Origin of the sequence: Streptomyces sp. NBC_00287 (assembly GCF_036173105.1) — a bacterium.
In the GTDB taxonomy this organism is placed as follows: Bacteria; Actinomycetota; Actinomycetes; order Streptomycetales; family Streptomycetaceae; genus Streptomyces.
The window spans coordinates 2,323,160-2,344,720 of record NZ_CP108053.1 but is presented as its reverse complement, the minus strand read 5'-3'; the positions used below and the strand labels follow the sequence as shown (position 1 = coordinate 2,344,720).

The window sequence follows — 21,561 nt, the reverse complement described above, 5'->3', positions numbered from 1 at the left end:
ATGTCAGCCCTCCGAGGGGGCGAGGCGGTTGAGCTCCGCCTCGGTCGACTTGAGCAGGTCGTTCCAGGACGCCTCGAACTTCTCGACGCCTTCTTCTTCCAGCAGCTGCACCACGTCGTCGTACGAGATCCCGAGCTTCTCGACGGCGTCGAGCTCGGCGCGGGACTGCTCGTAGGTGCCGGCAACGGCGTTGCCGCGGATCTGGCCACCTTCCTCGGTGGCCTGCAGGGTGGCCTCCGGCATGGTGTTCACCGTGTTCGGCGCGACCAGCTCGTCGACGTACAGGGTCGGCTTGTAGGCCGGGTCCTTCACGCCGGTCGAGGCCCACAGCGGACGCTGCTTGTTGGCGCCCGCCTTCTCCAGCGCGCTCCAGCGGTCGGTGCCGAACACCTCCTCGTACGCCTGGTAGGCCAGGCGCGCGTTGGCGACGCCGGCCTTGCCGCGGGCGGCCTTGGCCTCGTCGGTGCCGAGCGCGTCGATCCGCTTGTCGATCTCGGTGTCCACACGGGACACGAAGAAGGACGCCACCGAGTGGATCAGAGAGAGGTCGAGACCCTTCTCCTTGGCCTTCTCCAGGCCCGCCTGGTAGGCGTCCATGACCTCGCGGTAGCGCTCCAGCGAGAAGATCAGCGTGACGTTGACGCTGATGCCGTTGCCGATCACCTCGGTGATGGCCGGCAGGCCCGCCTTGGTGGCCGGGATCTTGATCAGCGTGTTGGGGCGGTCGACCAGCCAGGCCAGCTGCTTGGCCTCGGCGATCGTCGCCTTGGTGTTGTGCGCGAGCCGCGGGTCGACCTCGATCGACACCCGGCCGTCCTGGCCGCCGGTCGCCTCGAAGACCGGGTGCAGGATGTCGGCGGCGTCCCGGACGTCCGCCGTGGTGATCATGCGGACCGCCTCGTCGACGGTGACCTTGCGGGCGGCGAGGTCGGCGAGCTGCTGCTCGTAACCGTCGCCCGACGAGATCGCCTTCTGGAAGATGGTCGGGTTGGTGGTGACGCCCACGACGTGCTGCTGGTCGATCAGCTCGGCGAGATTGCCGGACGTGATCCGCTTGCGCGACAGGTCGTCCAGCCAGATCGCCACGCCTTCCTCGGAGAGGCGCTTGAGTGCGTCTGTCATGGAATTACATCTCCTACGTGTCGTATGTGAGCGTCAGCGCCGGGCGGCGGCCAGGGATTCCCGGGCCTGGGCGGCCACGTTCTCCGCAGTGAAGCCGTACTCCTGGAAAAGGACCTTGCCGTCGGCCGAAGCACCGAAGTGCTCCAGGGAAACGATGCGACCGGCGTCCCCGACGTACTTGTGCCAGGTGAGCCCGATGCCGGCCTCCACCGCGACACGCGCCTTGACCGCGGGCGGCAGAACGCTGTCCCGGTACCCCTGGTCCTGCTCCTCGAACCACTCCACGGACGGCATGGACACGACCCGCGTCGGCACCCCGTCGGCCTCCAGCTGCTCGCGCGCCGCGACGGCCACGTGCACCTCGGAACCGGTGGCGATCAGGATCACCTCGGGCGTTCCCGCCGAGGCCTCGAACAGGACGTAACCACCCTTGGCGGCATCCTCGTTGGGCTCGTACGTCGGCACACCCTGGCGCGTCAGCGCCAGGCCGTGCGGCTGGCCCTTGCCGAAGACCTTCGTGTACCGCTTGAGGATCTCGCGCCAGGCGATGGCGGTCTCGTTGGCGTCGGCCGGGCGGACCACGTTCAGGCCCGGGATGGCGCGCAGCGAGGCGAGGTGCTCGACCGGCTGGTGGGTGGGGCCGTCCTCACCGAGACCGATGGAGTCGTGCGTCCACACGTACGTCGCCGGCAGGTGCATCAGGGCCGACAGACGCACGGCGTTGCGCATGTAGTCGGAGAACACGAGGAAGGTGCCGCCGTAGACACGGGTGTTGCCGTGCAGCGTGATGCCGTTCATCTCCGCGGCCATGGAGTGCTCGCGGATACCGAAGTGGATCGTGCGGCCGTACGGGTTCGCCTCCGGCAGCGGGTTGTCCGCCGGGAGGAACGACGACGTCTTGTCGATCGTCGTGTTGTTGGAGCCGGCCAGGTCGGCCGAGCCGCCCCACAGCTCCGGGAGGACCGGGCCGAGCGCCTGGAGCACCTTGCCGGACGCGGCGCGGGTGGCGACGCCCTTGCCGGGCTCGAACACCGGAATCGCGGACTCCCAGCCCTTGGGCAGCTCGCCCGCGGCGATACGGTCGAACTCGGCCGCGCGCTCGGCGTTGTTGTTGCGCCACTCCTGGAAGGACTTCTCCCACTCCGCCTTGGCCTGACGGCCGCGCTCCAGCGCCTGGCGGGTGTGGTTGATCACCTCGTCGGAGACCTCGAAGCTCTGCTCCGGGTCGAAGCCGAGGACGCGCTTGGTGGCCGCGACCTCGTCGTCGCCGAGCGCCGAGCCGTGCGCGGCCTCGGTGTTCTGGGCGTTCGGGGCCGGCCAGGCGATGATCGAGCGCATCGCGATGAACGACGGCTTGTCCGTGACGGCCTTGGCCTTCTGGACGGCGGCGTAGATGGCGGCCGGGTCGAGGTCGCCGTTGGCCTGCGCCTCGACGCGCTGCACATGCCAGCCGTACGCCTCGTACCGCTTGGTCACGTCCTCGGAGACGGCCGTCTCGGTGTCGCCCTCGATCGAGATGTGGTTGTCGTCCCACAGCAGGATCAGGTTGCCGAGCTCCTGGTGGCCGGCGAGCGAGGAGGCCTCGGCGGAGATGCCCTCCTGGAGGCAGCCGTCACCGGCGATGCAGAAGATGAAGTGGTCGAACGGGGACTCACCGACGGGAGCCTCCGGGTCGAACAGACCGCGCTCGTAGCGGGCGGCCATCGCCATGCCCACCGCGTTGGCGACACCCTGGCCCAGCGGGCCCGTGGTCGTCTCGACGCCCGTGGTGTGGCCGTACTCCGGGTGACCCGGGGTCTTCGAGCCCCACGTCCGGAACGACTTCAGGTCGTCCAGCTCCAGGCCGAAGCCGGCCAGGTACAGCTGGGTGTAGAGGGTCAGGGACGAGTGGCCCGCGGACAGCACGAAGCGGTCCCGGGCGACCCAGTCGGCGTCCGCCGGGTCATGCCGCATCACCTTCTGGAAGAGGGTGTACGCGGCAGGCGCAAGGCTCATCGCCGTACCGGGATGGCCGTTGCCGACCTTCTGTACGGCGTCGGCGGCCAGGACGCGGGCGGTGTCCACGGCCCGCTGGTCCAGTTCGGTCCACTCGAGGTCTGTGGTGGTCGGCTTGGTGCTCACCCTGGGTCAGGGCTCCTCTCCACATGTCACGCATGTCGAATTGCCGGTGCACGGAGCGCCCCGGCCGTTGTCGAGCCTACCCCCGTATGTACGTGCGTTTTTTCGAGTCATTCCAGACTGCCGGGACTCGCCGGTATCCGCCTCCCGACTGGTCCGTACCGCGTTCGGCAAGTGAATACGAAGCCGCTCGAACGAGTGCTCAATCGAGTGCCGATCGGCTCTTCCAGCGGCGCCTCCCAACACGAGGCGACCCCCGCGAATGTCCGGGTCTGGGCAACGTCTACAGTGGCGTGGTACGCGCGAGCCTTTACCGGGACTTCACACCGGGAGGCTTGCTGGGATGTCTCTGTCAGGGGTGTGCGTGACGGCCGTTGAATCCCGTCCAGCGGGGATTATCGGGACGAGCCAGAGCCCGAGCCGGCGGCCGATCGGGGCCCGGGTCAAGGCGTTCGTGGCGTTGACCAAGCCGCGGATCATCGAACTGCTGCTGATCACCACCGTTCCGGTGATGTTCCTGGCGCAGCAGGGTGTGCCGGATCTCGGCCTCGTCCTCCTCACCTGCCTGGGCGGCTATCTCTCCGCCGGCGGCGCCAACGCGCTGAACATGTACATCGACCGCGACATCGACGCGCTCATGGACCGCACCTCGCAGCGCCCGCTGGTCACCGGCATGGTCAGCCCGCGCGAGTGCCTGGCGTTCGGCATCTCCCTGGCGATCGTCTCCACCCTGCTGTTCGGCCTGACCGTCAACTGGCTGTCGGCCTGGCTGTCCCTCGGTGCGCTCCTCTTCTACGTGGTCGTCTACACGATGATCCTCAAGCGCCGTACCTCGCAGAACATCGTGTGGGGCGGCATCGCGGGCTGTATGCCAGTGCTGATCGGCTGGTCCTCGGTCACCAACTCCCTGTCGTGGGCGCCGGTCATCCTCTTCCTCGTCATGTTCTTCTGGACGCCGCCGCACTACTGGCCGCTGTCCATGAAGGTGCGGGAGGACTACGCGCGCGTGGGCGTGCCGATGCTCCCGGTGGTCGCCTCCAACAAGGTCGTCGCCAAGCAGATCGTGCTCTACAGCTGGGTGATGGTGGCGGTCTCGCTCCTGCTCACCCCCCTCGGCTACACGGGCTGGTTCTACACGCTGGTCGCCCTGGTGGCGGGCGGCTGGTGGCTGTGGGAGGCGCATGCCCTGCAGAACCGGGCGAAGGCCGAGGTGACGGGCGGGAAGCTGAAGGAGATGCGGCTGTTCCACTGGTCCATCACCTATGTCTCGCTGCTGTTCGTCGCGGTCGCGGTGGACCCCTTCCTGAGGTAAGCGTCACTGGGTCCCCCCGTCGCCGTTTGATCTACTCGTCGGTAGCATCTTGACCATGGCAGACACGCAAGCGGTTGACGCGAAGGCCGAGCGCCGGGCGGCCAAGCTGGCCAAGCAGATCAGCGCCTTCTCCAAGGCACACGGCGGCGCCGAGGCCCAAGTGGCCTACCTCGGCGAGCGCGGCGCCCGGATCGCCCTCGTCGGCGAGGACGGCAACTGGGGCAACCTGGTGGCGGCGACGTACCCGATCGCCGAACAGGCGGTGCGGAAGGCGGGCATCACTGTTCATGAAGAGTTCGACGGCGAGTTCGCGGCGAAGGTGAAGACCGGGCCGTACGAGTGGACGCGGATGGCCGGAATCCAGCTCGGCGGCCCGAGCAACGGCTGACGCTCGGCGGCCGCACCCCCAACCCCGGTTCACCCGTTAAGCCCTGTAAAGGGTCCACCCACGGGAGTCCGGATGATCGAAACGCCGTCCCTCGTGGACCAGTACTGCCACGGAGTGCTGCGTACGGAGCTGGGCCTCGGCACCTTTGAGGCTCGGCTCGCCCGCACCGAGGGCCCGCCCGCCCCCGGCACGACCCTCTTCGACACCCAGACGGGTTTCGCCGTACGGCGCTGGTGCCCCCCGCTGCTCGGCCTGGAACCGCACTGCCCGCCCGCCCGCTATCTCGCCCGGCGTCGTGAACTCGGCGTACTGGAGGCGGGCCGGCGGCTGTTGCGCGGCAGCGGCATCACCACGTACCTGGTCGACACGGGACTGCCCGGCGACCTGACGGGCCCCGACGAGCTGGCCAGTGCCGGGGCCGCGCAGGCGCACGAGATCGTGCGGCTGGAACTCCTCGCGGAACAGGTCGCCGACACCTCGGGAACCGTCGAATCCTTCCTGGCCAACCTCGCCGAATCGGTCCACGGCGCCGCCGCGCACGCGGTCGCCTTCACCTCGATCGCGGGCGTACGGCACGGCCTCGCGCTGGCACCGGAGCCGCCGGGGCCCGGCGAGGTGCGGGGCGCGGCGGGCCGCTGGCTGGCCGGGCGCCGGGTGGGCGGCGAGCTGACCGACCCGGTGCTGTTACGACATCTGCTGTGGAGCGCGGTCGCCTCGGGCCTGCCGCTCCAACTGCACGCGGGCCTCGGCGAACCGGGCCTGCGCATCGACCGCACGGACCCGGTGCTGCTCACGGACTTCGTCCGCGCCACGGCGGGCCTCGGCACCGACCTGATCCTGCTGCACAGCTACCCGTACCACCGCCACGCCGCCCACCTCGCCGGCGTCTTCCCCCACGTCTACGCCGACTCGGGCGCCGCCCTGCTCCGCACCGGCGCCCGCGCGGCGACCGTCCTCGCGGAGATCCTGGAACTCGCCCCCTTCGGCAAGATCCTCTTCTCCAGCGGCGGCCAGGAACTCCCGGAACTCCATGTCGTGGGCGCCCGCCTCTTCCGCGAGGCCCTCGCCCGCGTGCTCGGCACCTGGGTCGCGGAGGACGCGTGGTCCCTGGCGGACGCGCAGCGCGTGGCGGGGTTGATCGCGGCGGGGAACGCCCGGCGGGTGTACGGGCTGGAGTGAGTTGTACAGACTGAGCGGATGCAGACCGAGAAGTTACTCGACCGCTTCGTCCGTGACCTGACACCTGTGGATCCTGTGGCCGTCTGGGCGCACGGCTCGCTCGGCGGCGGCGACTACCAGGAGGGCCGCAGCGACCTGGATCTGATCGCGGTGCTGCCCGGCCCGGTGACGACGGGCGTCCTGTGGAAGGTCGCGCTTCTGCACGCCCGGCTGCGCACCGAGCCCCTCGCCGCGAAGCTGCACTGCACCTATCTCACCCCGGACACCCTGCACGACACCGCCCGCACCCATCTGACCTGGGCACATGAGGAGCTCTACAAGCGGCCGGTCACCCCGGTGACCCGGCGTGAGCTGCACGCCTTTGGGCGGGTGCTGCACGGGCGCGCGCCCGAGGGGCTGCTGCCGCCGGTGTCGGACCGGGAGCTCGCCGACTTCGTGGTGCGCGAACAGCGGGAGTACTGGAGACCCACTGTCGACAAGGCATCGCTGTGGACGCAGGACGTCTGGGTCGACCTCGGGATGGTCACCTTCGCCCGCGCCACCGTCACCGTGCGCGAGGGCCGGCTGATCTCCAAGCGCGAGGCCCTGGACCTGCTGCCCGGCCTGGGCGCACCCGTCGAGGTCGTCGAGGACATCCGAAGCCGTCGCTACGACGACCCCGCGCCGCCCACCGATGAGTGGACGGCGCGCCGGGCCTCGCTGGCGCGGGGCTACCTGGGTCCGGCCATCGACGCGCTCATCGCGTCGGGCTGCTGAGCGGGCAGGCCGGGGAGTGCCGTCTCCGGCCGTTCCCGCAGCGACAGCAGGACCCGGAGCGCCGCGATCCACACCAGGCAGGAGCCGAACATGTGGGCGCCGACCAGGATCTCGGGGAGGTCGGTGAAGTACTGGACATAGCCGATGGCGCCCTGGGCCAGCAGGATCAGGAACAGATCGCGGGTGCGGGAGAGGGGGCCGCGGGGGGCGTCGACCGCCTTCAGGACGAACCACAGGGCGAAGGTCAGGGTCACCACGATCCAGGCCAGGACCGCGTGCAGCTTGCTCACGCTCTCCCAGTCCAGCGGCATGCGCTCGACCTCGCTGGAGTCGCCCGCGTGCGGGCCCGCGCCGGTGACGACCGTGCCGACCGCGATCAGCAGCACGGTGGTCACCACCAGGACCCAGACCAGTTGCTGCACGGCCTTGCCGACCAGCGGGCGGGGCGTGTCGTCGCCCTCCCGGGTGCGCTGCCACATCGCCGTGGCGACCGCGATCAGGGCCGTGGAGAGCAGGAAGTGCGCGGCGACCGTGTACGGGTTCAGGCCGACGAGCACGACGATCCCACCGAGGATCGCGTTGCCCATCACCACCCAGAACTGCGCCCAGCCAAGACGGGTCAGGCTGCGCCGGTACGGCTTCTCGGAGCGCGCGGCGATGATCGCCCAGCCGACGGCGGCGCACAGCACGTACGTCAGCATGCGGTTGCCGAACTCGATGACCCCGTGCAGGCCCATGGCGCTGGTGGTGGTCAGCGAGTCGTCGGTGCACTTGGGCCAGGTCGGGCAGCCGAGGCCGGAGCCGGTCAGCCGCACCGCACCGCCGGTGACCACGATGACCACCGACATGACGAGCGCGGCGAGGGCCGCCCGCTGAACCGTCTTCGGATCCGGGGTCCAGCGTGCGGCGATGAAGGCGAGCGGGTTGCGCACGGCCGCTACGGCATCGGCGCGGGTCAGATTTGGCACGCGCCCTATCGTAGGCCCGGGCTTGTGCACGCTTTCACGAGGGTCCCGGAGAGGGTCCCTGCGGGGACTACTCCCACCGGAAGAATTTCCCGGCCGCCGCCAGACCGGCCACCGCCCACACCGCCAGAATCCCCAGGTCACCCCACGGCATTCCGGCTCCGTACTGCAAGACGTCCCGCAGCCCGTCCGACAGCGCCGAGATCGGCAGCAGCCCGAGTACGTCCTGTGCCGCGTCCGGGAACTTGTCGAGCGGCACGATCACCCCGCCGCCCATGAGCAGCAGCAGGAAGACCAGGTTGGCGGCGGCGAGTGTGGCCTCCGCCTTGAGGGTGCCCGCCATCAGCAGGCCGAGGCCCGAGAAGGCGGCCGTGCCCAGGATCAGGAGCAGGACCACGGCCAGCGGGTTGCCCTGCGGGTTCCAGCCGAGCGCGAAGGCGATCACCGTCACCAGCAGCACCTGCAGGACCTCGGTGACCAGGACCGACAGCGTCTTCGCCGTCATCAGGCCCCAGCGGGGGAGCGGGGAGGAGGCGAGGCGCTTCAGGACGCCGTACCTGCGCTCGAAGCCCGTCGCGATGGCCTGGCCCGTGAACGCCGTCGACATCACCGCGAGCGCGAGGATGCCGGGGGCGAGGAAGTCGACTGCCTCGCCCTCGCCGGTATCGACGATGTCCACGGTGCTGAACAGGACCAGCAGCAGGGTCGGGATGATCACGGTGAGCAGGAGCTGCTCACCGTTGCGCAGGAGCATCTTCGTCTCCAGCGCGGCCTGCGCCATGATCATGCGGGGCAGCGGGGCGGCCCCCGGCCTCGGGGCGTACGTACCCACACTCACGAGCGCAGCTCCTTGCCGGTCAGCTCAAGAAAGACGTCTTCGAGGGTGTGCCGTTCCACCGAGATCTTCTCCGGCATCACCCCGTGCTGCGCGCACCAGGAGGTGACCGTCGCGAGCAGTTGCGGGTCGACCTTGCCGCCCACCCGGTACGAGCCCGGGGTCAGTTCCGCGGCCGTGCAGTCGGCGGGGAGGGCCTTGAGCAGGGAGCCGACGTCCAGGCCGGGGCGGCCGATGAAGCGCAGGGTGTTCTCGGCGCCGCCGCGGCACAGCTCCTCGGGGGAGCCCTGGGCGATGACCCGGCCCGCGTCGATGATCGCCACGTCGTCGGCGAGCTGCTCGGCCTCGTCCATGTAATGGGTCGTGAGAATCACGGACACGCCGTCCGTACGCAGATCCCGGACCAGGTCCCAGGTCGCGCGGCGCGCCTGCGGGTCGAGGCCCGCCGTCGGCTCGTCCAGGAACACCAGTTCAGGGCGGCCCACTACGGCCATCGCCAGCGCGAGGCGCTGCTGCTGGCCGCCGGAGAGGCGCCGGTACGTGGTCCGCCCGCAGCTGCCGAGGCCGAGCCGCTCTATGAGGGCGTCCACGTCCAGCGGGTCGGCGTGCAGCTTGGCCACATGGCGGAGCATCTCGTCGGCCCGGGCGCCGGAGTAGACGCCTCCGGACTGGAGCATGACGCCGATCCGGGGGCGGAGCTCACCGGACTGTCGCACCGGGTCAAGGCCAAGGACGCGCGCTGTCCCGGAGTCCGGCTTGCGGTACCCCTCGCAGGTCTCGACCGTGGTCGTCTTGCCCGCGCCGTTGGGTCCGAGTACGGCGGTCACACCCGCCCGGGCCACCAGGTCGAGGCCGTTCACCGCGGTCTTTGTGCCGTACCGCTTCACCAGGGCCTGGACTTGGACCACGGGCTCAGTTCGCATGGCTCAAGAGTCTAGGCAGCCGCCCGGGCCGTACGGACCGCCGGGTTCAGATCTCCTCCGCCGAGGGGCGGTGTATCTCCAGCCACCGGCGCGCGTAGGCCACTGCGTCCGTCACGGGGAACAGGCGTACGTCGGCCGCGCCCACCTTGCCGCGTACGACGGGACGGTCCCGTTCGAAGTCGTGGCCCAGCTCTTCGAAGCGCTCCGAGCTGATCGACACCTCAGTGACGGTCTCCCAGCCGTTCGGGCCGGGGCGGCCCACCTTCACGAGGGGAGAGGGGATGCGGTACTCGGCCAGGTGGAAGCTGGTGCAGGCGTCGTAGCCGGCGCCGAGCAGCAGTACGCGCGCGTGCAGCGCCTCAAGGCGCGCCAGCGGACTCTGCTCACCGAGCCGACAGTCGGGGGCGTGCCCGTCCAGCACCTCCGCGGCGCGCGGCCCGAGGGCTGCGAACGACGTCTGCGGATGCGCGCTGCGCAGGGCGCCAGCTGTTGTCGCCCCCGCCGCCCCTACCCGTCCCATCCCGGGGCGCTGCCCCGGACCCCCGCTGGGGGCTGCGCCCCCAGACCCCCTTTCGGCCCTTAAGGGGCCTCGTCCTCAAACGCCGGACGGGCTGAGATGCCGGCCGGCGTCGAGAAGAAATCCCTCCGCCAGTCGCCCATACCGGACGGGTTGAAAGAGGTGCCGCCCGCCTTACCGCCGCCGGAGGCCCAGCGTGACAAGTGGGCCGGTCGGAGGGGGTGTCGACATGCCTCGGGAGTGTCCCGGAAGGGGTCCCGCCGCGCCACCGAATTGTGGCCGCCTTTGATCGATCAAAGATCGTTTTCGCAGGTCAGATTAGGTAAACCTAAGTGACGCAGGGCACCGTCCGCGGGTTCGGACGCCGCTTGCCCGAGTCTGAGGAATTACGCAACAATGGCGTTGTGAAAAACGTCGGCGAGGCCCCTGAGGAGCTCGCGACCGGTGAGCGGTCCACCCGCAACCGGGTCGCGCGGTCCATCCTGGACCACGGCCCGTCGACCGTCGCCGAGCTGGCCGGACGGCTGGGTCTCACCCAGGCGGCCGTACGACGGCATCTGGACGCGCTCGTCGCCGACGATGTCGTGGAGGCGCGGGAGCAGCGGGTCTACGGCGCACGCACGCGTGGCCGCCCCGCCAAGGTCTTCGCGCTGACCGACTGCGGACGCGACGCCTTCGACCAGTCGTACGACAAGCTCGCCGCGGACGCCCTGCGCTTCATCCAGGAGCGGTTCGGCGGGGACGAGGCCGTCGTCGCCTTCGCGCGCGCGAGGATCGCCGAGCAGGCGACCGCGTACCGCGAGGCCATCGAGGCGGCAGCCCCCGAGCAGCGGACCGAAGCCCTGGCCAAGGCCCTGAGCGTGGACGGGTACGCTGCTACGGCGCGTAGCGCACCGGTCGGCGAGCAGCTGTGTCAGCACCACTGCCCGGTGGCCCACGTCGCGGAAAAGTTCCCGCAGCTCTGCGAGGCGGAGACCGAGATCTTCTCCCAGCTGCTCGGCACCCACGTCCAGCGACTGGCGACCATCGCGCACGGCGACGGCGTCTGCACGACGTTCATCCCCAAGATTTCCCACACCACTGATAACGCATCTGCAAGCACGGCCGGGAGGAACCCCGCATGACTCTCCCCACGGAGACTGCCCACCCCGAGCTCGAGGGACTGGGTAAGTACGAATACGGCTGGGCCGACTCCGACACGGCCGGCGCCTCTGCCAAGCGCGGCATCAACGAGGACGTCGTCCGCGACATCTCGGCGAAGAAGTCCGAGCCGGAGTGGATGACGAAGCTCCGTCTCAAGGGCCTGCGCCTGTTCGACAAGAAGCCCATGCCGAACTGGGGCTCGGACCTTTCGGGCATCGACTTCGACAACATCAAGTACTTCGTACGCTCCACGGAGAAGCAGGCGGAGTCCTGGGAGGACCTGCCCGAGGACATCAAGAACACCTACGACAAGCTGGGCATCCCGGAGGCCGAGAAGCAGCGCCTCGTCGCCGGTGTCGCCGCCCAGTACGAGTCGGAGGTCGTCTACCACCAGATCCGCGAGGACCTGGAGGAGCAGGGCGTCATCTTCCTCGACACCGACACGGCTCTGAAGGAGCACCCGGAGCTCTTCAAGGAGTACTTCGGCACCGTCATCCCCGTCGGTGACAACAAGTTCGCTTCGCTGAACACCGCCGTGTGGTCCGGTGGGTCGTTCATCTACGTGCCGCCGGGCGTGCACGTCGAGATTCCGCTCCAGGCCTACTTCCGTATCAACACGGAGAACATGGGCCAGTTCGAGCGGACCCTGATCATCGTCGACGAGGGTGCCTATGTGCACTACGTCGAGGGCTGCACCGCGCCGATCTACAAGTCGGACTCGCTGCACTCCGCGGTCGTCGAGATCATCGTCAAGAAGAACGCCCGCTGCCGTTACACGACCATCCAGAACTGGTCGAACAACGTCTACAACCTGGTCACCAAGCGCGCCGTGGCGTACGAGGGCGCGACCATGGAGTGGATCGACGGCAACATCGGCTCCAAGGTGACCATGAAGTACCCGGCCGTCTACCTGATGGGCGAGCACGCCAAGGGCGAGACCCTGTCGATCGCCTTCGCGGGCGAGGGCCAGCACCAGGACGCCGGTTCCAAGATGGTCCACATGGCGCCGAACACCTCCTCCAACATCGTGTCGAAGTCCGTGGCGCGTGGTGGCGGTCGTACGTCCTACCGCGGTCTGGTCGAGATCGGCGAGGGCGCCCACGGCTCGAAGTCCAACGTGCTGTGCGACGCGCTGCTGGTGGACACCATCTCCCGCTCCGACACGTACCCGTACGTCGACGTCCGCGAGGACGACGTGTCCATGGGCCACGAGGCAACCGTCTCCAAGGTCTCCGAGGACCAGCTCTTCTACCTGATGAGCCGCGGTCTGAGCGAGTTCGAGGCGATGGCGATGATCGTGCGCGGCTTTGTCGAGCCGATCGCCAAGGAGCTGCCCATGGAGTACGCCCTTGAGCTCAACCGGCTGATCGAGCTGCAGATGGAAGGCGCGGTCGGTTAAGACCGGTCCTTCGACAAGCAGCTAGCGAAATCTGACGTAGGAAAGAGAGCAGACCGACAGCCATGGCTGAGGCTCAGAACACCCCTGTGGGCTCCACCACCGCGGGCCAGATCGCGGTGGCCGCCGAGTCGACCGTCGCCACGCGCATGAGCGCACCCCCGTCCTTCGACGTCGCGGACTTCCCGGTCCCGCACGGCCGCGAGGAAGAGTGGCGGTTCACTCCGCTGGAGCGGCTGCGCGGGCTGCACGACGGCACCGCCGTCGTCACCGGCGACGGCGTGAAGGTCACCGTCGAGGCGCCCGCGGGTGTCGTCGTCGAGACCGTCGGCCGCGACGACGCACGGCTCGGCAAGGCGGGCACCCCGGTGGACCGCATCGCCGCCCAGGCGTACTCGGCGTTCGAAAAGGCCGGTGTCGTCACCGTCCCCAAGGAGACGGTCCTCACCGAGCCGATCCGTATCGCCGTGCACGGCGAGGGCGGGGTCGCCTTCGCCCACCAGGTCATCGAGCTGGGGGCGTTCGCCGAGGCCGTCGTCGTCATCGACCACACCGGTGACGCCGTGCTCGCCGCCAACGTCGATTTCCTCCTGGGCGACGGCGCCAAGCTGACCGTCGTCTCCGTCCAGGACTGGGACGACAAGGCCGTGCACGTGGCCCAGCACAACGCGCTGATCGGCCGTGACGCCTCCCTCAAGTCGGTCGTCGTCACCTTCGGCGGCGATGTCGTACGCCTCCACCCGCGCGTCCAGTACGCCGGTACCGGCGGCGAGGCCGAGCTCATCGGCCTGTACTTCACGGACGCCGGCCAGCACCAGGAGCACCGCCTCCTGGTCGACCACAACGTCCCGCACTGCAAGTCCAACGTCATCTACAAGGGCGCGCTGCAGGGCGAGGAAGCCCACGCGGTGTGGATCGGTGACGTGCTCATCGAGGCCAAGGCCGAGGGCACCGACACCTACGAGATGAACCGGAACCTGGTCCTCACCGACGGCGCCCGCGTCGACTCGGTGCCGAACCTGGAGATCGAGACCGGTGAGATCGTCGGCGCCGGCCACGCCTCCGCGACCGGCCGCTTCGACGACGAGCAGCTCTTCTACCTGATGGCCCGCGGCATCCCGGAACACGACGCCCGCCGTCTCGTCGTCCGCGGCTTCTTCGCCGAACTGGTCCAGCAGATCGGTGTCGACGACATCGAGGAGCGGCTCATCGCGAAGATCGAGGAGGAGCTGGAGGCTGCGGTCGCATGACGACCTACGTACGCGTCTGTGGGCTGAGCGAGCTGGAGGAGGACACCCCGAAGCGGGTGGAACTCGACGGCACGCCGGTCTCGGTCGTCCGTACCGAGGGGGAGGTGTTCGCCATCCACGACATCTGCTCCCACGCGAACGTCTCGCTCTCCGAGGGCGAGGTGGAGGACTGCCAGATCGAGTGCTGGCTGCACGGCTCCGCGTTCGACCTCCGTACCGGCAAGCCGTCCGGCCTTCCCGCGACGCGCCCCGTCCCCGTATACCCCGTAAAGATCGAAGGGGACGACGTGCTCGTCTCCCTCACCCAGGAGTCCTGAGGCACCCATGGCTACGCTTGAAATCCGAGACCTGCACGTCACCGTCGAGGCCGACAACGCCGAGAAGGAGATCCTCAAGGGCGTCGACCTCACCGTGAAGCAGGGCGAGACGCACGCCATCATGGGCCCCAACGGCTCCGGCAAGTCGACCCTCGCCTACTCCCTCGCGGGTCACCCGAAGTACACGATCACCGGCGGCACCGTCACCCTCGACGGCGAGGACGTCCTGGAGATGTCCGTCGACGAGCGCGCCCGCGCCGGCCTGTTCCTCGCGATGCAGTACCCGGTCGAGGTTCCCGGCGTCTCCGTGTCGAACTTCCTCCGTACCTCCGCCACCGCGATTCGCGGCGAGGCCCCCAAGCTGCGCACCTGGGTGAAGGAGGTCAAGGAGGCCATGGAGCGCCTCAACATGGACCCCGCCTTCGCCGAGCGCAATGTCAACGAGGGCTTCTCCGGCGGTGAGAAGAAGCGCCACGAGATCCTTCAGCTGGAGCTGCTCAAGCCGAAGGTCGCGATCCTCGACGAGACCGACTCCGGCCTCGACGTCGACGCCCTGCGCATCGTCTCCGAGGGCGTCAACCGCGTCCGCGAGACCGGCGAGGTCGGCACCCTGCTGATCACGCACTACACGCGCATCCTGCGCTACATCAAGCCGGACTACGTCCACGTCTTCTCCGCCGGCCGCATCGTCGAGTCCGGCGGCGCCGAGCTCGCCGACAAGCTGGAGAACGAGGGCTACGAGGCTTACACGAAGGGTGGCGCATCCGAGTGACACAGCTGCCGGGCCTCCTCGACACAGAGGCGATCCGCAAGGACTTCCCGATCCTGGACCGTCAGGTCCACGACGGCAGGAAGCTTGTGTACCTGGACAACGCGGCGACCTCGCAGAAGCCGCGCCAGGTGCTGGACGCCCTGAACGAGTACTACGAGCGCTACAACGCCAACGTCCACCGCGGTGTGCATGTGCTCGCCGAGGAGGCCACGGCGCTGTACGAGGGCGCGCGTGACAAGGTCGCCGAGTTCATCAACGCGCCCAGCCGCGACGAGGTGATCTTCACCAAGAACGCCTCGGAGTCGCTGAACCTCGTGGCGAACATGCTGGGCTGGGCCGACGAGCCCTACCGGGTGGACCACGAGACCGAGATCGTCATCACGGAGATGGAACACCACTCCAACATCGTGCCGTGGCAGCTGCTGGCGCAGCGCACGGGCGCGAAGCTGAAGTGGTTCGGCCTGACCGACGACGGCCGCCTCGACCTGTCCAACATCGACGAGATCATCACCGAGAAGACGAAGATCGTCTCCTTCGTGCTGGTGTCGAACATCCTGGGCACGGTCAACCCGGTCGAGACGATCATCCGCCGCGCTCAGGAAGTCGGTGCTCTCGTCTGCATCGACGCCTCCCAGGCCGCCCCGCACATGCCGATGGACGTACAGGCCCTCCAGGCCGACTTCGTGGCCTTCACCGGCCACAAGATGTGCGGCCCGACGGGCATAGGGGTGCTGTGGGGCCGCCAGGAACTCCTGGAGGACCTGCCCCCCTTCCTCGGCGGCGGCGAGATGATCGAGACCGTGTCGATGCACTCGTCGACCTACGCTCCCGCCCCGCACAAGTTCGAGGCGGGCACGCCCCCGATCGCGCAGGCGGTCGGTCTCGGCGCGGCGATCGACTACCTCAACTCGATCGGCATGGACAAGATCCTCGCCCATGAGCACGCGCTCACCCAGTACGCGGTGCAGCGGCTGCAGGAGGTCCCCGACCTGCGGATCATCGGCCCCACCACGGCCGAGGACCGGGGCGCGGCGATCTCCTTCACGCTCGGCGACATCCACCCGCACGACGTCGGCCAGGTACTGGACGAACAGGGCATCGCGGTCCGGGTGGGCCACCACTGCGCCCGCCCGGTCTGCCTGCGGTACGGAATTCCTGCGACCACGCGAGCGTCGTTCTATCTGTACTCCACGCCGGCCGAGATCGACGCTCTGGTGGACGGCCTGGAGCACGTACGGAACTTCTTCGGCTGAAGGGCTGATCGGTGAAGCTGGACTCCATGTACCAGGAAGTCATCCTGGACCACTACAAGCACCCCCATGGGCGTGGTCTGCGGGATGGCGATGCCGAGGTGCACCATGTGAACCCGACGTGCGGCGACGAGATCACCCTGCGCGTGAAGTACGACGGCACGAAGATCGCGGACGTCTCGTACGAGGGCCAGGGCTGCTCGATCAGCCAGGCGAGCGCGTCCGTACTGAATGAACTCCTCGTCGGCAAGGACCTGTCCGACGCGCAGAAGATCCAGGAGACCTTCCTGGAGCTGATGCAGTCCAAGGGCCGGATCGAGCCCGATGACGCGATGGAGGAGGTGCTGGAGGACGCGGTCGCGTTCGCCGGTGTCTCCAAGTACCCGGCCCGGGTCAAGTGCGCTCTCCTGAGCTGGATGGCGTGGAAGGACGCGACGGCCCAGGCCCTGGGCGGAGCCGACGCCGAAAGGAAGACGGCATGACCGACACCGTTGAGATGAAGCCGGCCTCGGAAGAAGAGATCCGCGAGGCGCTGTACGACGTCGTCGACCCCGAGCTGGGCATCGACGTCGTCAACCTCGGCCTGATCTACGGCATCCACATCGACGACGCGAACATCGCGACCATCGACATGACCCTGACCTCGGCGGCCTGTCCGCTGACGGATGTCATCGAGGACCAGGCCAAGTCCGCCACGGACGGTCTCGTCAACGAGCTGCGCATCAACTGGGTCTGGATGCCGCCGTGGGGCCCCGACAAGATCACGGACGATGGGCGTGAGCAGCTTCGGGCGCTCGGGTTCAACGTCTGAGACCTGCTGATGCGTGGAAAGCGGCGATGCCCTCGGGGGCGTCGCCGCTTTCTCAGTTCTCCAGCCGGAACGCCGAGTCCGCGAGGTAGAGGCCGCTCGACTGGTAGGGGTCCAGGCGGAGTTGGAAGTTCTTGTGGCGTAGGTAGCGGCCGGGGTAGTTCACCGACTCCAGCATGATCCCGCCGGGGTGGGATGCGGTACGGGGGCAGAAGGTGGCGTCCTGGGCAAAGAGGTGGGAGCCGTCGTTTCGTTCGGCGCGCAGGGCGAAGTCGCGGTGGCGCAGGTAGGTGCCGTCCGCCGTGGCGAAGGAGTAGCAGGAGGGCTTGGCCAGGCCCTTGAGCAGTTTGAAGGCGGACGGATTCGAGCCGAGGACGACTCGGTCGCCGCTCATCTGCCAGTGGCGGTCCGGGTAGTTGACCGAGCGGACCGAGCGCCAGGTCGTCGTGGGCTTGGGGGCCGGTGACGCGGTCGAGGGTTCTGCGGTCGCCGAGGGTTCTGCGCGGGTGGGCGTCCGGGTGGAGCGAGGCGTGCTCGTCCTCGGGGTCGGCTCGGCCGCCGGGGAAGTCGAATGCGCCGTACTCGCCGATGGGCTCGCGAAGGAGATCAGGCCGGGTGGGGAGGCGCTGTTCGACGGGGTCGCCGAGTGTGAGAGGTCGTCAGCAGGCCTGCGGGTCACGGCTATTGCCGTCACGCACGCCGCGATCGTGGCCAGTGCCAGGGCTCCGGCCAGCCAGAGGCGGCGCGTGCCCGGTGTCCGGGAGGTGTCCGGTGCCCAGCCGCTCTCCCAGGGACGGTCCTGAGGGGGCCGGGACTTGTTGTGTGGCATGCGCGTTCCTTCAGCGGCGTACCTGTGGGGGACGGCCGCGGCTGCGATGGCCCGGTATGTGAACGGTGAAACAGTAGTGGAGCGTGTTGCGGTCGAGCAGGCGTTTGAGTGATTTGAAGCGAGCGCTTTCCACATCGCTTTCTCAGGGCTGTCCCAGGGGCGTCTCATCCGTCGGCGGCAGCGTGGAAGCGTGGTTACCAGCGCACGTCCCGTCTTCGTCCTCGGCTGCCCTCGGTCCGGGACCACCCTCCTCCAGCTCATGCTGCACGCGCATCCCCGGATAGCGCTTCCGCCCGAGACGCGGTTCGTGCTGCCCGCCTACGAGGGGCGCCTGGGCTTCGGTGATCTGCGGGACGCGGGGAACCGGGCCGGGCTCGCCCGTTGGATCACCGGGCGGAAGGAGACGCGGTTCCATGAGCTGGGGCTGGACGCCGACACCGTGGCCGAACGGATCGCGGGCGGTCCCCCGACCCTGGGCTCGGCGCTCGGCATCCCGCTCCAGGCGTACGCCGAGCGCCACGGCAAGGTCCGCTGGGGCGACAAACGGCCCGCGTACGCCCTGCACATGGCGGAGATCCTGCGGCTCTTCCCGGACGCGCAGTTCGTGCATCTGGTCCGCGACGGACGCGACTGCGTGGCCTCGCTGCTGGGGATGCCCTGGTGGCACCGCGGCTTCCACGAGGCCGTCGCGACCTGGGCGCAGGTCATGGACGTGACGCGCCGGTACGCGCGCAGGCTGGGCCCGGACAGCTGGCACGAACTCCGTTTCGAGGACCTCGTTGCCGAGCCGGAGGCTCAACTGCGCGAACTCTGCGCTTACTTGGGCGAGGAGTACGCCCCCGAGATGACCGAGCCCCACCGCATGGCCGACATGGCCGTACCCGCCCGCAAGACCTGGCACCGGCGCACCCACGGCGCGCTGGACGTCTCACGGACGGGCAGTTGGGAGCGGAGACTGACGCCTGATCAGATACGCCTGTGCGATGCCGTGTTGGGCACACGGCTGGAGCGCAACGGCTATGCGCTCAGCGGAGCCGTCCGCCCCGACCCCGCCGAACTCCTGCACTACCGAAAGGTGTCGGCGCTCCGGCGCGCGGCCCACGCCAGACGGCGGATGCTCGACCGCCTGGCGCGGGTGCGCGAACCGGGGCCGGTGGCCGCGATTACGGGGTGATCCCGACCGTTGGCGATCAAGAAGCCGTTGTGTACGCACGTACACGTTCGTTGTGTACGCTTGTACACATGGGATACCTGACGCTCGCCGGTGCCATCGCCGCCGAGGTGGCCGCGACCACCGCCATGAAGTACAGCGCCGGTTTCAGCAAGCTCTGGCCCTCGCTGCTGACCGCGCTCGGTTACGTCGTCTCCTTCACGCTGCTCGCCCAGACCCTGAAGACCGTCGGTATCGGCGCCGCCTACGCGATCTGGGCCGGCGTCGGCACCGCGAGCATCGCCGTCATCGGGCTCCTGGCCTTCGGCGAGGCGCTCACCTTCGCCAAGGTCACGGGGATCCTGCTGATAATCGCGGGGGTCGTCGTCCTGAACCTGGGAGGCGCGCACTGATGGCCCGGCGCTATGACCCGGAGCGACGGCAGCGGATCATCGACGCCGCGATCCGGGTGGTGGGCGAGAAGGGCCTCGCGGGGCTCACCCATCGCTCGGTCGCGGCCGAGGCCGATGTCCCGCTCGGCTCGACGACGTACCACTTCGCGACCCTCGACGAGCTGATGGTCGCCGCCCTGCGCCAGGCCAACGAGGGCTTCGCCAAGGTCGTCGCCGCGCGCGGCGCCCTCACCGACCCGGCGGCCGACCTGGCGGACGAGCTCGCGGGCTGGATCGGCGAATGGCTCGCCGGCGACCGCACGGGCGTGGAGCTGGAGTACGAGCTGTATCTGGCCGCACTCCGCCGCCCGGCCCTGCGTCCCGTGGCCGCCGAATGGGCGGCGGACCTCGCCGAGCTCCTCGGCCGCCGCACGGATCCCGTCACCGCCCGGGCGCTGGTGGCGCTGATGGACGGGATCTGTCTCCAGGTGCTGCTCACAGGCGTGCCGTACGACGAGGAGTACGCGCGGGAGGTGCTGAGGAGGGTCATCGGGTGAACCGGCGCCCGGCACGTGAGATACGGGGCGCACCGGTTCGCCCCGGCGGCCCCCGCCAAGTTAGGTTGCCCTCATGACCGACACGACTGCACCTCGCACCACCGGCGCCGTTGCCGCCGGCCTCGCCACGATCGCCGCCGACGGCACCGTCCTCGACACCTGGTTCCCCGCGCCCGAGCTCTCCGCCGAGCCCGGCCCGTCCGGCACGGAGCGGCTCTCCGCCGACAAGGCCGTCGCGCTGCTCGGTGAGGGCGCCGCGAAGGCGATCGGCCCGGACGCCCGGCGTGGCGTCGAGGTCGTCGCGGTCCGTACGGTCATCTCCTCGCTCGACGCGAAGCCGATCGACGCGCACGACGTCTACCTCCGGCTGCACCTGCTCTCCCACCGCCTGGTCAAGCCGCACGGCCAGAGCCTGGACGGCATGTTCGGCTTCCTCGCGAACGTTGCCTGGACCTCGCTCGGCCCGGTCGCCGTCGACGACATCGAGAAGGTCCGCCTCAACGCCCGCGCCGAGGGGCTGCACCTTCAGGTGACGTCCATCGACAAGTTCCCGCGCATGACGGACTACGTGGCGCCGAAGGGCGTCCGCATCGCCGACGCCGACCGGGTCCGCCTGGGCGCGCACCTCTCCGAGGGCACGACGGTCATGCACGAGGGGTTCGTCAACTTCAACGCGGGCACGCTCGGTACGTCGATGGTCGAGGGCCGTATCTCCGCGGGTGTCGTCGTCGGCGACGGTTCTGACATCGGTGGCGGTGCGTCGACGATGGGCACGCTGTCGGGTGGCGGCAACGTGATCATTTCCATCGGGGAGCGGTGCCTGGTCGGTGCGGAGGCCGGTGTCGGGATCGCGCTGGGTGACGAGTGCGTGGTCGAGGCCGGGCTGTATGTCACCGCCGGTACGCGGGTGACCATGCCTGATGGGCAGATCGTGAAGGCTCGTGAGCTGTCGGGGGCTTCCAACATTCTGTTCCGGCGCAACTCGGTTACGGGGACGGTGGAGGCTCGGCCGAACAATGCGGTGTGGGGCGGGCTGAACGAGATTCTTCACAGCCACAACTAGCTCCCCCTAAGGGGCGCGAAACCTCGCCGCCCATTCTTCCAGGGCCCTGAAATCCGGCTCCCGCATTCCGATCCGTGGGTTCACATGGAGCAGGAGTGCGGGGGCCGGGTGGTTTTCGGCTACGTACCTCTCGTCCGCCTCGCTCTGTTCGTCGTCCACCCATGCGAATGGGCGGCCCTTCGCGTACTCCACGATCGCCGCTGTCTTCCAGTGGACGCCGTCCGGGCGTTCGGCGAAGAGGCCTGTGCCGAAGTCGACGTAGGGCAGCTCGGGCAGGCCCACCACCGGGGCGATCCAGCGGTTGGCGGCGTCCATCCAGGTCGTGGCCCAGCACAGGTCGTAGTCGAGGGCCAGGAGGGCGGGGCCGTGGGAGGGGTTCAGCCAGACTCGGAGGGGGCGGCCGGGGTGGAGGGCGACCCTGAGTGTTGTGTAGCCCTCGGGGCGGCGCTCGGGCTGGGCGGCCCAGGGGTTCAGGGGGCCGTCGACGTCCAGGAACAGCAGGGGGCGGCTCACCTGATC

At 69.1% G+C, this 21,561-nt stretch carries 23 protein-coding genes and 2 pseudogenes; 17 read left to right on the top strand and 8 right to left on the bottom strand.

Annotation, left to right across the window (positions count from 1 at the left end):
* Nucleotides 1–3: 3 nt before the first annotated feature.
* Both tal and tkt read right to left on the bottom strand, forming a co-directional pair.
* Nucleotides 4–1,122 (bottom strand): transaldolase, encoded by a 1,119-nt coding sequence (gene tal / locus OHT76_RS10725; protein ID WP_328870537.1) that lies wholly within the window; start codon nt 1,120–1,122, stop codon nt 4–6.
* A gap of 33 nt (nt 1,123–1,155) precedes the next feature.
* Nucleotides 1,156–3,243, bottom strand: a complete 2,088-nt coding sequence (gene tkt / locus OHT76_RS10720; RefSeq protein ID WP_328870536.1) for a transketolase — start codon at nt 3,241–3,243, stop codon at nt 1,156–1,158.
* A gap of 340 nt (nt 3,244–3,583) precedes the next feature.
* Between tkt and OHT76_RS10715 the strand changes: the two genes are divergently transcribed.
* The 4 genes from OHT76_RS10715 (at nt 3,584) to OHT76_RS10700 (ending at nt 6,875) form a co-directional block, all read left to right on the top strand.
* On the top strand, nt 3,584–4,552 hold the full coding sequence (locus OHT76_RS10715; RefSeq protein ID WP_443049766.1) for a heme o synthase: 969 nt from the start codon (nt 3,584–3,586) through the stop codon (nt 4,550–4,552).
* A 55-nt stretch (nt 4,553–4,607) separates the two neighbouring features.
* Nucleotides 4,608–4,940, top strand: coding sequence for a hypothetical protein (locus OHT76_RS10710; protein ID WP_328870535.1), 333 nt, complete (start codon nt 4,608–4,610; stop codon nt 4,938–4,940).
* A 72-nt stretch (nt 4,941–5,012) separates the two neighbouring features.
* Nucleotides 5,013–6,119, top strand: a complete 1,107-nt coding sequence (locus OHT76_RS10705) for an amidohydrolase family protein (protein ID WP_328870534.1) — start codon at nt 5,013–5,015, stop codon at nt 6,117–6,119.
* Between the two features lie 18 nt (nt 6,120–6,137).
* Nucleotides 6,138–6,875, top strand: a complete 738-nt coding sequence (locus OHT76_RS10700; protein ID WP_328870533.1) for a nucleotidyltransferase domain-containing protein — start codon at nt 6,138–6,140, stop codon at nt 6,873–6,875.
* Here the strand turns inward: OHT76_RS10700 and OHT76_RS10695 are convergent.
* The 4 genes and pseudogenes from OHT76_RS10695 to OHT76_RS10680 form a co-directional block, all read right to left on the bottom strand.
* Nucleotides 6,830–7,843 carry a COX15/CtaA family protein gene (locus OHT76_RS10695; protein WP_443049765.1) on the bottom strand — a complete coding sequence of 338 codons (1,014 nt, stop codon included), beginning with the start codon at nt 7,841–7,843 and terminating at the stop codon, nt 6,830–6,832. The genes OHT76_RS10700 and OHT76_RS10695 overlap by 46 nt on opposite strands.
* Before the next feature lie 67 nt (nt 7,844–7,910).
* The gene (locus OHT76_RS10690) at nt 7,911–8,627 is read right to left on the bottom strand and encodes an ABC transporter permease (protein ID WP_328876499.1); all 717 of its coding nucleotides are present in this window, start codon (nt 8,625–8,627) and stop codon (nt 7,911–7,913) included.
* Nucleotides 8,628–8,674: 47 nt separating this feature from the next.
* A complete protein-coding gene (locus OHT76_RS10685) occupies nt 8,675–9,598 on the bottom strand; it encodes an ABC transporter ATP-binding protein (protein WP_328870532.1) in 924 nt (307 codons plus the stop codon).
* Nucleotides 9,599–9,644: 46 nt separating this feature from the next.
* Nucleotides 9,645–10,091: pseudogene (locus OHT76_RS10680) on the bottom strand (AAC(3) family N-acetyltransferase); the annotation flags it as partial.
* On the opposite strand from OHT76_RS10680, the pseudogene OHT76_RS44105 reads away from it, so the two are divergent.
* The 9 genes and pseudogenes from OHT76_RS44105 to OHT76_RS10640 form a co-directional block, all read left to right on the top strand.
* Nucleotides 10,034–10,227: pseudogene (locus tag OHT76_RS44105) on the top strand (hypothetical protein); the annotation flags it as partial. The pseudogenes OHT76_RS10680 and OHT76_RS44105 sit on opposite strands and share 58 nt — an antisense overlap.
* Before the next feature lie 292 nt (nt 10,228–10,519).
* Entirely contained in the window at nt 10,520–11,239 is a 720-nt protein-coding gene (locus OHT76_RS10675; RefSeq protein ID WP_328870531.1) for a helix-turn-helix transcriptional regulator, read from the top strand.
* Nucleotides 11,236–12,657, top strand: a complete 1,422-nt coding sequence (gene sufB, locus OHT76_RS10670) for a Fe-S cluster assembly protein SufB (protein ID WP_328870530.1) — start codon at nt 11,236–11,238, stop codon at nt 12,655–12,657. The genes OHT76_RS10675 and sufB overlap by 4 nt, the downstream gene beginning before the upstream one ends.
* 62 nt (nt 12,658–12,719) lie before the next feature.
* Nucleotides 12,720–13,904: a Fe-S cluster assembly protein SufD gene (gene sufD / locus OHT76_RS10665; protein ID WP_328870529.1), complete on the top strand. Its 1,185-nt coding sequence runs from the start codon at nt 12,720–12,722 to the stop codon at nt 13,902–13,904.
* A complete protein-coding gene (locus OHT76_RS10660; RefSeq protein WP_328870528.1) occupies nt 13,901–14,221 on the top strand; it encodes a non-heme iron oxygenase ferredoxin subunit in 321 nt (106 codons plus the stop codon). The genes sufD and OHT76_RS10660 overlap by 4 nt, the downstream gene beginning before the upstream one ends.
* 7 nt (nt 14,222–14,228) lie before the next feature.
* Nucleotides 14,229–14,993 (top strand): Fe-S cluster assembly ATPase SufC, encoded by a 765-nt coding sequence (gene sufC / locus OHT76_RS10655; RefSeq protein ID WP_328870527.1) that lies wholly within the window; start codon nt 14,229–14,231, stop codon nt 14,991–14,993.
* The gene (locus OHT76_RS10650; RefSeq protein WP_328870526.1) at nt 14,990–16,246 is read left to right on the top strand and encodes a cysteine desulfurase; all 1,257 of its coding nucleotides are present in this window, start codon (nt 14,990–14,992) and stop codon (nt 16,244–16,246) included. The genes sufC and OHT76_RS10650 overlap by 4 nt, the downstream gene beginning before the upstream one ends.
* 11 nt (nt 16,247–16,257) lie before the next feature.
* Nucleotides 16,258–16,725 (top strand): Fe-S cluster assembly sulfur transfer protein SufU, encoded by a 468-nt coding sequence (gene sufU, locus OHT76_RS10645; RefSeq protein ID WP_328870525.1) that lies wholly within the window; start codon nt 16,258–16,260, stop codon nt 16,723–16,725.
* Complete coding sequence (locus OHT76_RS10640; RefSeq protein ID WP_269658583.1) at nt 16,722–17,054, top strand: metal-sulfur cluster assembly factor; 333 nt, start codon at nt 16,722–16,724, stop codon at nt 17,052–17,054. The genes sufU and OHT76_RS10640 overlap by 4 nt, the downstream gene beginning before the upstream one ends.
* A gap of 52 nt (nt 17,055–17,106) precedes the next feature.
* On the opposite strand, the gene OHT76_RS10635 is transcribed toward OHT76_RS10640, so the two are convergent.
* Nucleotides 17,107–17,880 carry an AbfB domain-containing protein gene (locus OHT76_RS10635; RefSeq protein WP_328870524.1) on the bottom strand — a complete coding sequence of 258 codons (774 nt, stop codon included), beginning with the start codon at nt 17,878–17,880 and terminating at the stop codon, nt 17,107–17,109.
* Nucleotides 17,881–18,070: 190 nt separating this feature from the next.
* On the opposite strand from OHT76_RS10635, the gene OHT76_RS10630 reads away from it, so the two are divergent.
* From OHT76_RS10630 to dapD, 4 genes are all read left to right on the top strand, one after another.
* The gene (locus OHT76_RS10630; protein ID WP_328870523.1) at nt 18,071–19,054 is read left to right on the top strand and encodes a sulfotransferase family protein; all 984 of its coding nucleotides are present in this window, start codon (nt 18,071–18,073) and stop codon (nt 19,052–19,054) included.
* A 68-nt stretch (nt 19,055–19,122) separates the two neighbouring features.
* Nucleotides 19,123–19,443, top strand: a complete 321-nt coding sequence (locus OHT76_RS10625; protein ID WP_328870522.1) for a DMT family transporter — start codon at nt 19,123–19,125, stop codon at nt 19,441–19,443.
* Nucleotides 19,443–19,979, top strand: a complete 537-nt coding sequence (locus OHT76_RS10620) for a TetR/AcrR family transcriptional regulator (RefSeq protein WP_328870521.1) — start codon at nt 19,443–19,445, stop codon at nt 19,977–19,979. Before OHT76_RS10625 ends, OHT76_RS10620 begins: the two co-directional genes overlap by 1 nt.
* Nucleotides 19,980–20,052: 73 nt before the next feature.
* Complete coding sequence (dapD, locus tag OHT76_RS10615; RefSeq protein ID WP_328870520.1) at nt 20,053–21,042, top strand: 2,3,4,5-tetrahydropyridine-2,6-dicarboxylate N-succinyltransferase; 990 nt, start codon at nt 20,053–20,055, stop codon at nt 21,040–21,042.
* A 6-nt stretch (nt 21,043–21,048) separates the two neighbouring features.
* Here the strand turns inward: dapD and OHT76_RS10610 are convergent, their stop codons facing one another.
* Nucleotides 21,049–21,555 carry an HAD domain-containing protein gene (locus OHT76_RS10610; protein ID WP_328870519.1) on the bottom strand — a complete coding sequence of 169 codons (507 nt, stop codon included), beginning with the start codon at nt 21,553–21,555 and terminating at the stop codon, nt 21,049–21,051.
* Between the last annotated feature and the right edge of the window lie 6 nt (nt 21,556–21,561).

What these genes read in the sequence shown, in the direction of transcription:
- tal (WP_328870537.1), bottom strand. Translation starts at nt 1,122, where the DNA reads ATGACAGACGCACTCAAGCGCCTCTCCGAGGAAGGCGTGGCGATCTGG.
- OHT76_RS10715 (WP_443049766.1), top strand. Translation starts at nt 3,584, where the DNA reads ATGTCTCTGTCAGGGGTGTGCGTGACGGCCGTTGAATCCCGTCCAGCG.
- OHT76_RS10710 (WP_328870535.1), top strand. Translation starts at nt 4,608, where the DNA reads ATGGCAGACACGCAAGCGGTTGACGCGAAGGCCGAGCGCCGGGCGGCC.
- OHT76_RS10705 (WP_328870534.1), top strand. Translation starts at nt 5,013, where the DNA reads ATGATCGAAACGCCGTCCCTCGTGGACCAGTACTGCCACGGAGTGCTG.
- OHT76_RS10700 (WP_328870533.1), top strand. Translation starts at nt 6,138, where the DNA reads ATGCAGACCGAGAAGTTACTCGACCGCTTCGTCCGTGACCTGACACCT.
- OHT76_RS10690 (WP_328876499.1), bottom strand. Translation starts at nt 8,627, where the DNA reads ATGATCATGGCGCAGGCCGCGCTGGAGACGAAGATGCTCCTGCGCAAC.
- OHT76_RS10685 (WP_328870532.1), bottom strand. Translation starts at nt 9,598, where the DNA reads ATGCGAACTGAGCCCGTGGTCCAAGTCCAGGCCCTGGTGAAGCGGTAC.
- sufB (WP_328870530.1), top strand. Translation starts at nt 11,236, where the DNA reads ATGACTCTCCCCACGGAGACTGCCCACCCCGAGCTCGAGGGACTGGGT.
- sufD (WP_328870529.1), top strand. Translation starts at nt 12,720, where the DNA reads ATGGCTGAGGCTCAGAACACCCCTGTGGGCTCCACCACCGCGGGCCAG.
- OHT76_RS10660 (WP_328870528.1), top strand. Translation starts at nt 13,901, where the DNA reads ATGACGACCTACGTACGCGTCTGTGGGCTGAGCGAGCTGGAGGAGGAC.
- sufC (WP_328870527.1), top strand. Translation starts at nt 14,229, where the DNA reads ATGGCTACGCTTGAAATCCGAGACCTGCACGTCACCGTCGAGGCCGAC.
- OHT76_RS10640 (WP_269658583.1), top strand. Translation starts at nt 16,722, where the DNA reads ATGACCGACACCGTTGAGATGAAGCCGGCCTCGGAAGAAGAGATCCGC.
- OHT76_RS10635 (WP_328870524.1), bottom strand. Translation starts at nt 17,880, where the DNA reads ATGCCACACAACAAGTCCCGGCCCCCTCAGGACCGTCCCTGGGAGAGC.
- OHT76_RS10625 (WP_328870522.1), top strand. Translation starts at nt 19,123, where the DNA reads ATGGGATACCTGACGCTCGCCGGTGCCATCGCCGCCGAGGTGGCCGCG.
- OHT76_RS10620 (WP_328870521.1), top strand. Translation starts at nt 19,443, where the DNA reads ATGGCCCGGCGCTATGACCCGGAGCGACGGCAGCGGATCATCGACGCC.
- dapD (WP_328870520.1), top strand. Translation starts at nt 20,053, where the DNA reads ATGACCGACACGACTGCACCTCGCACCACCGGCGCCGTTGCCGCCGGC.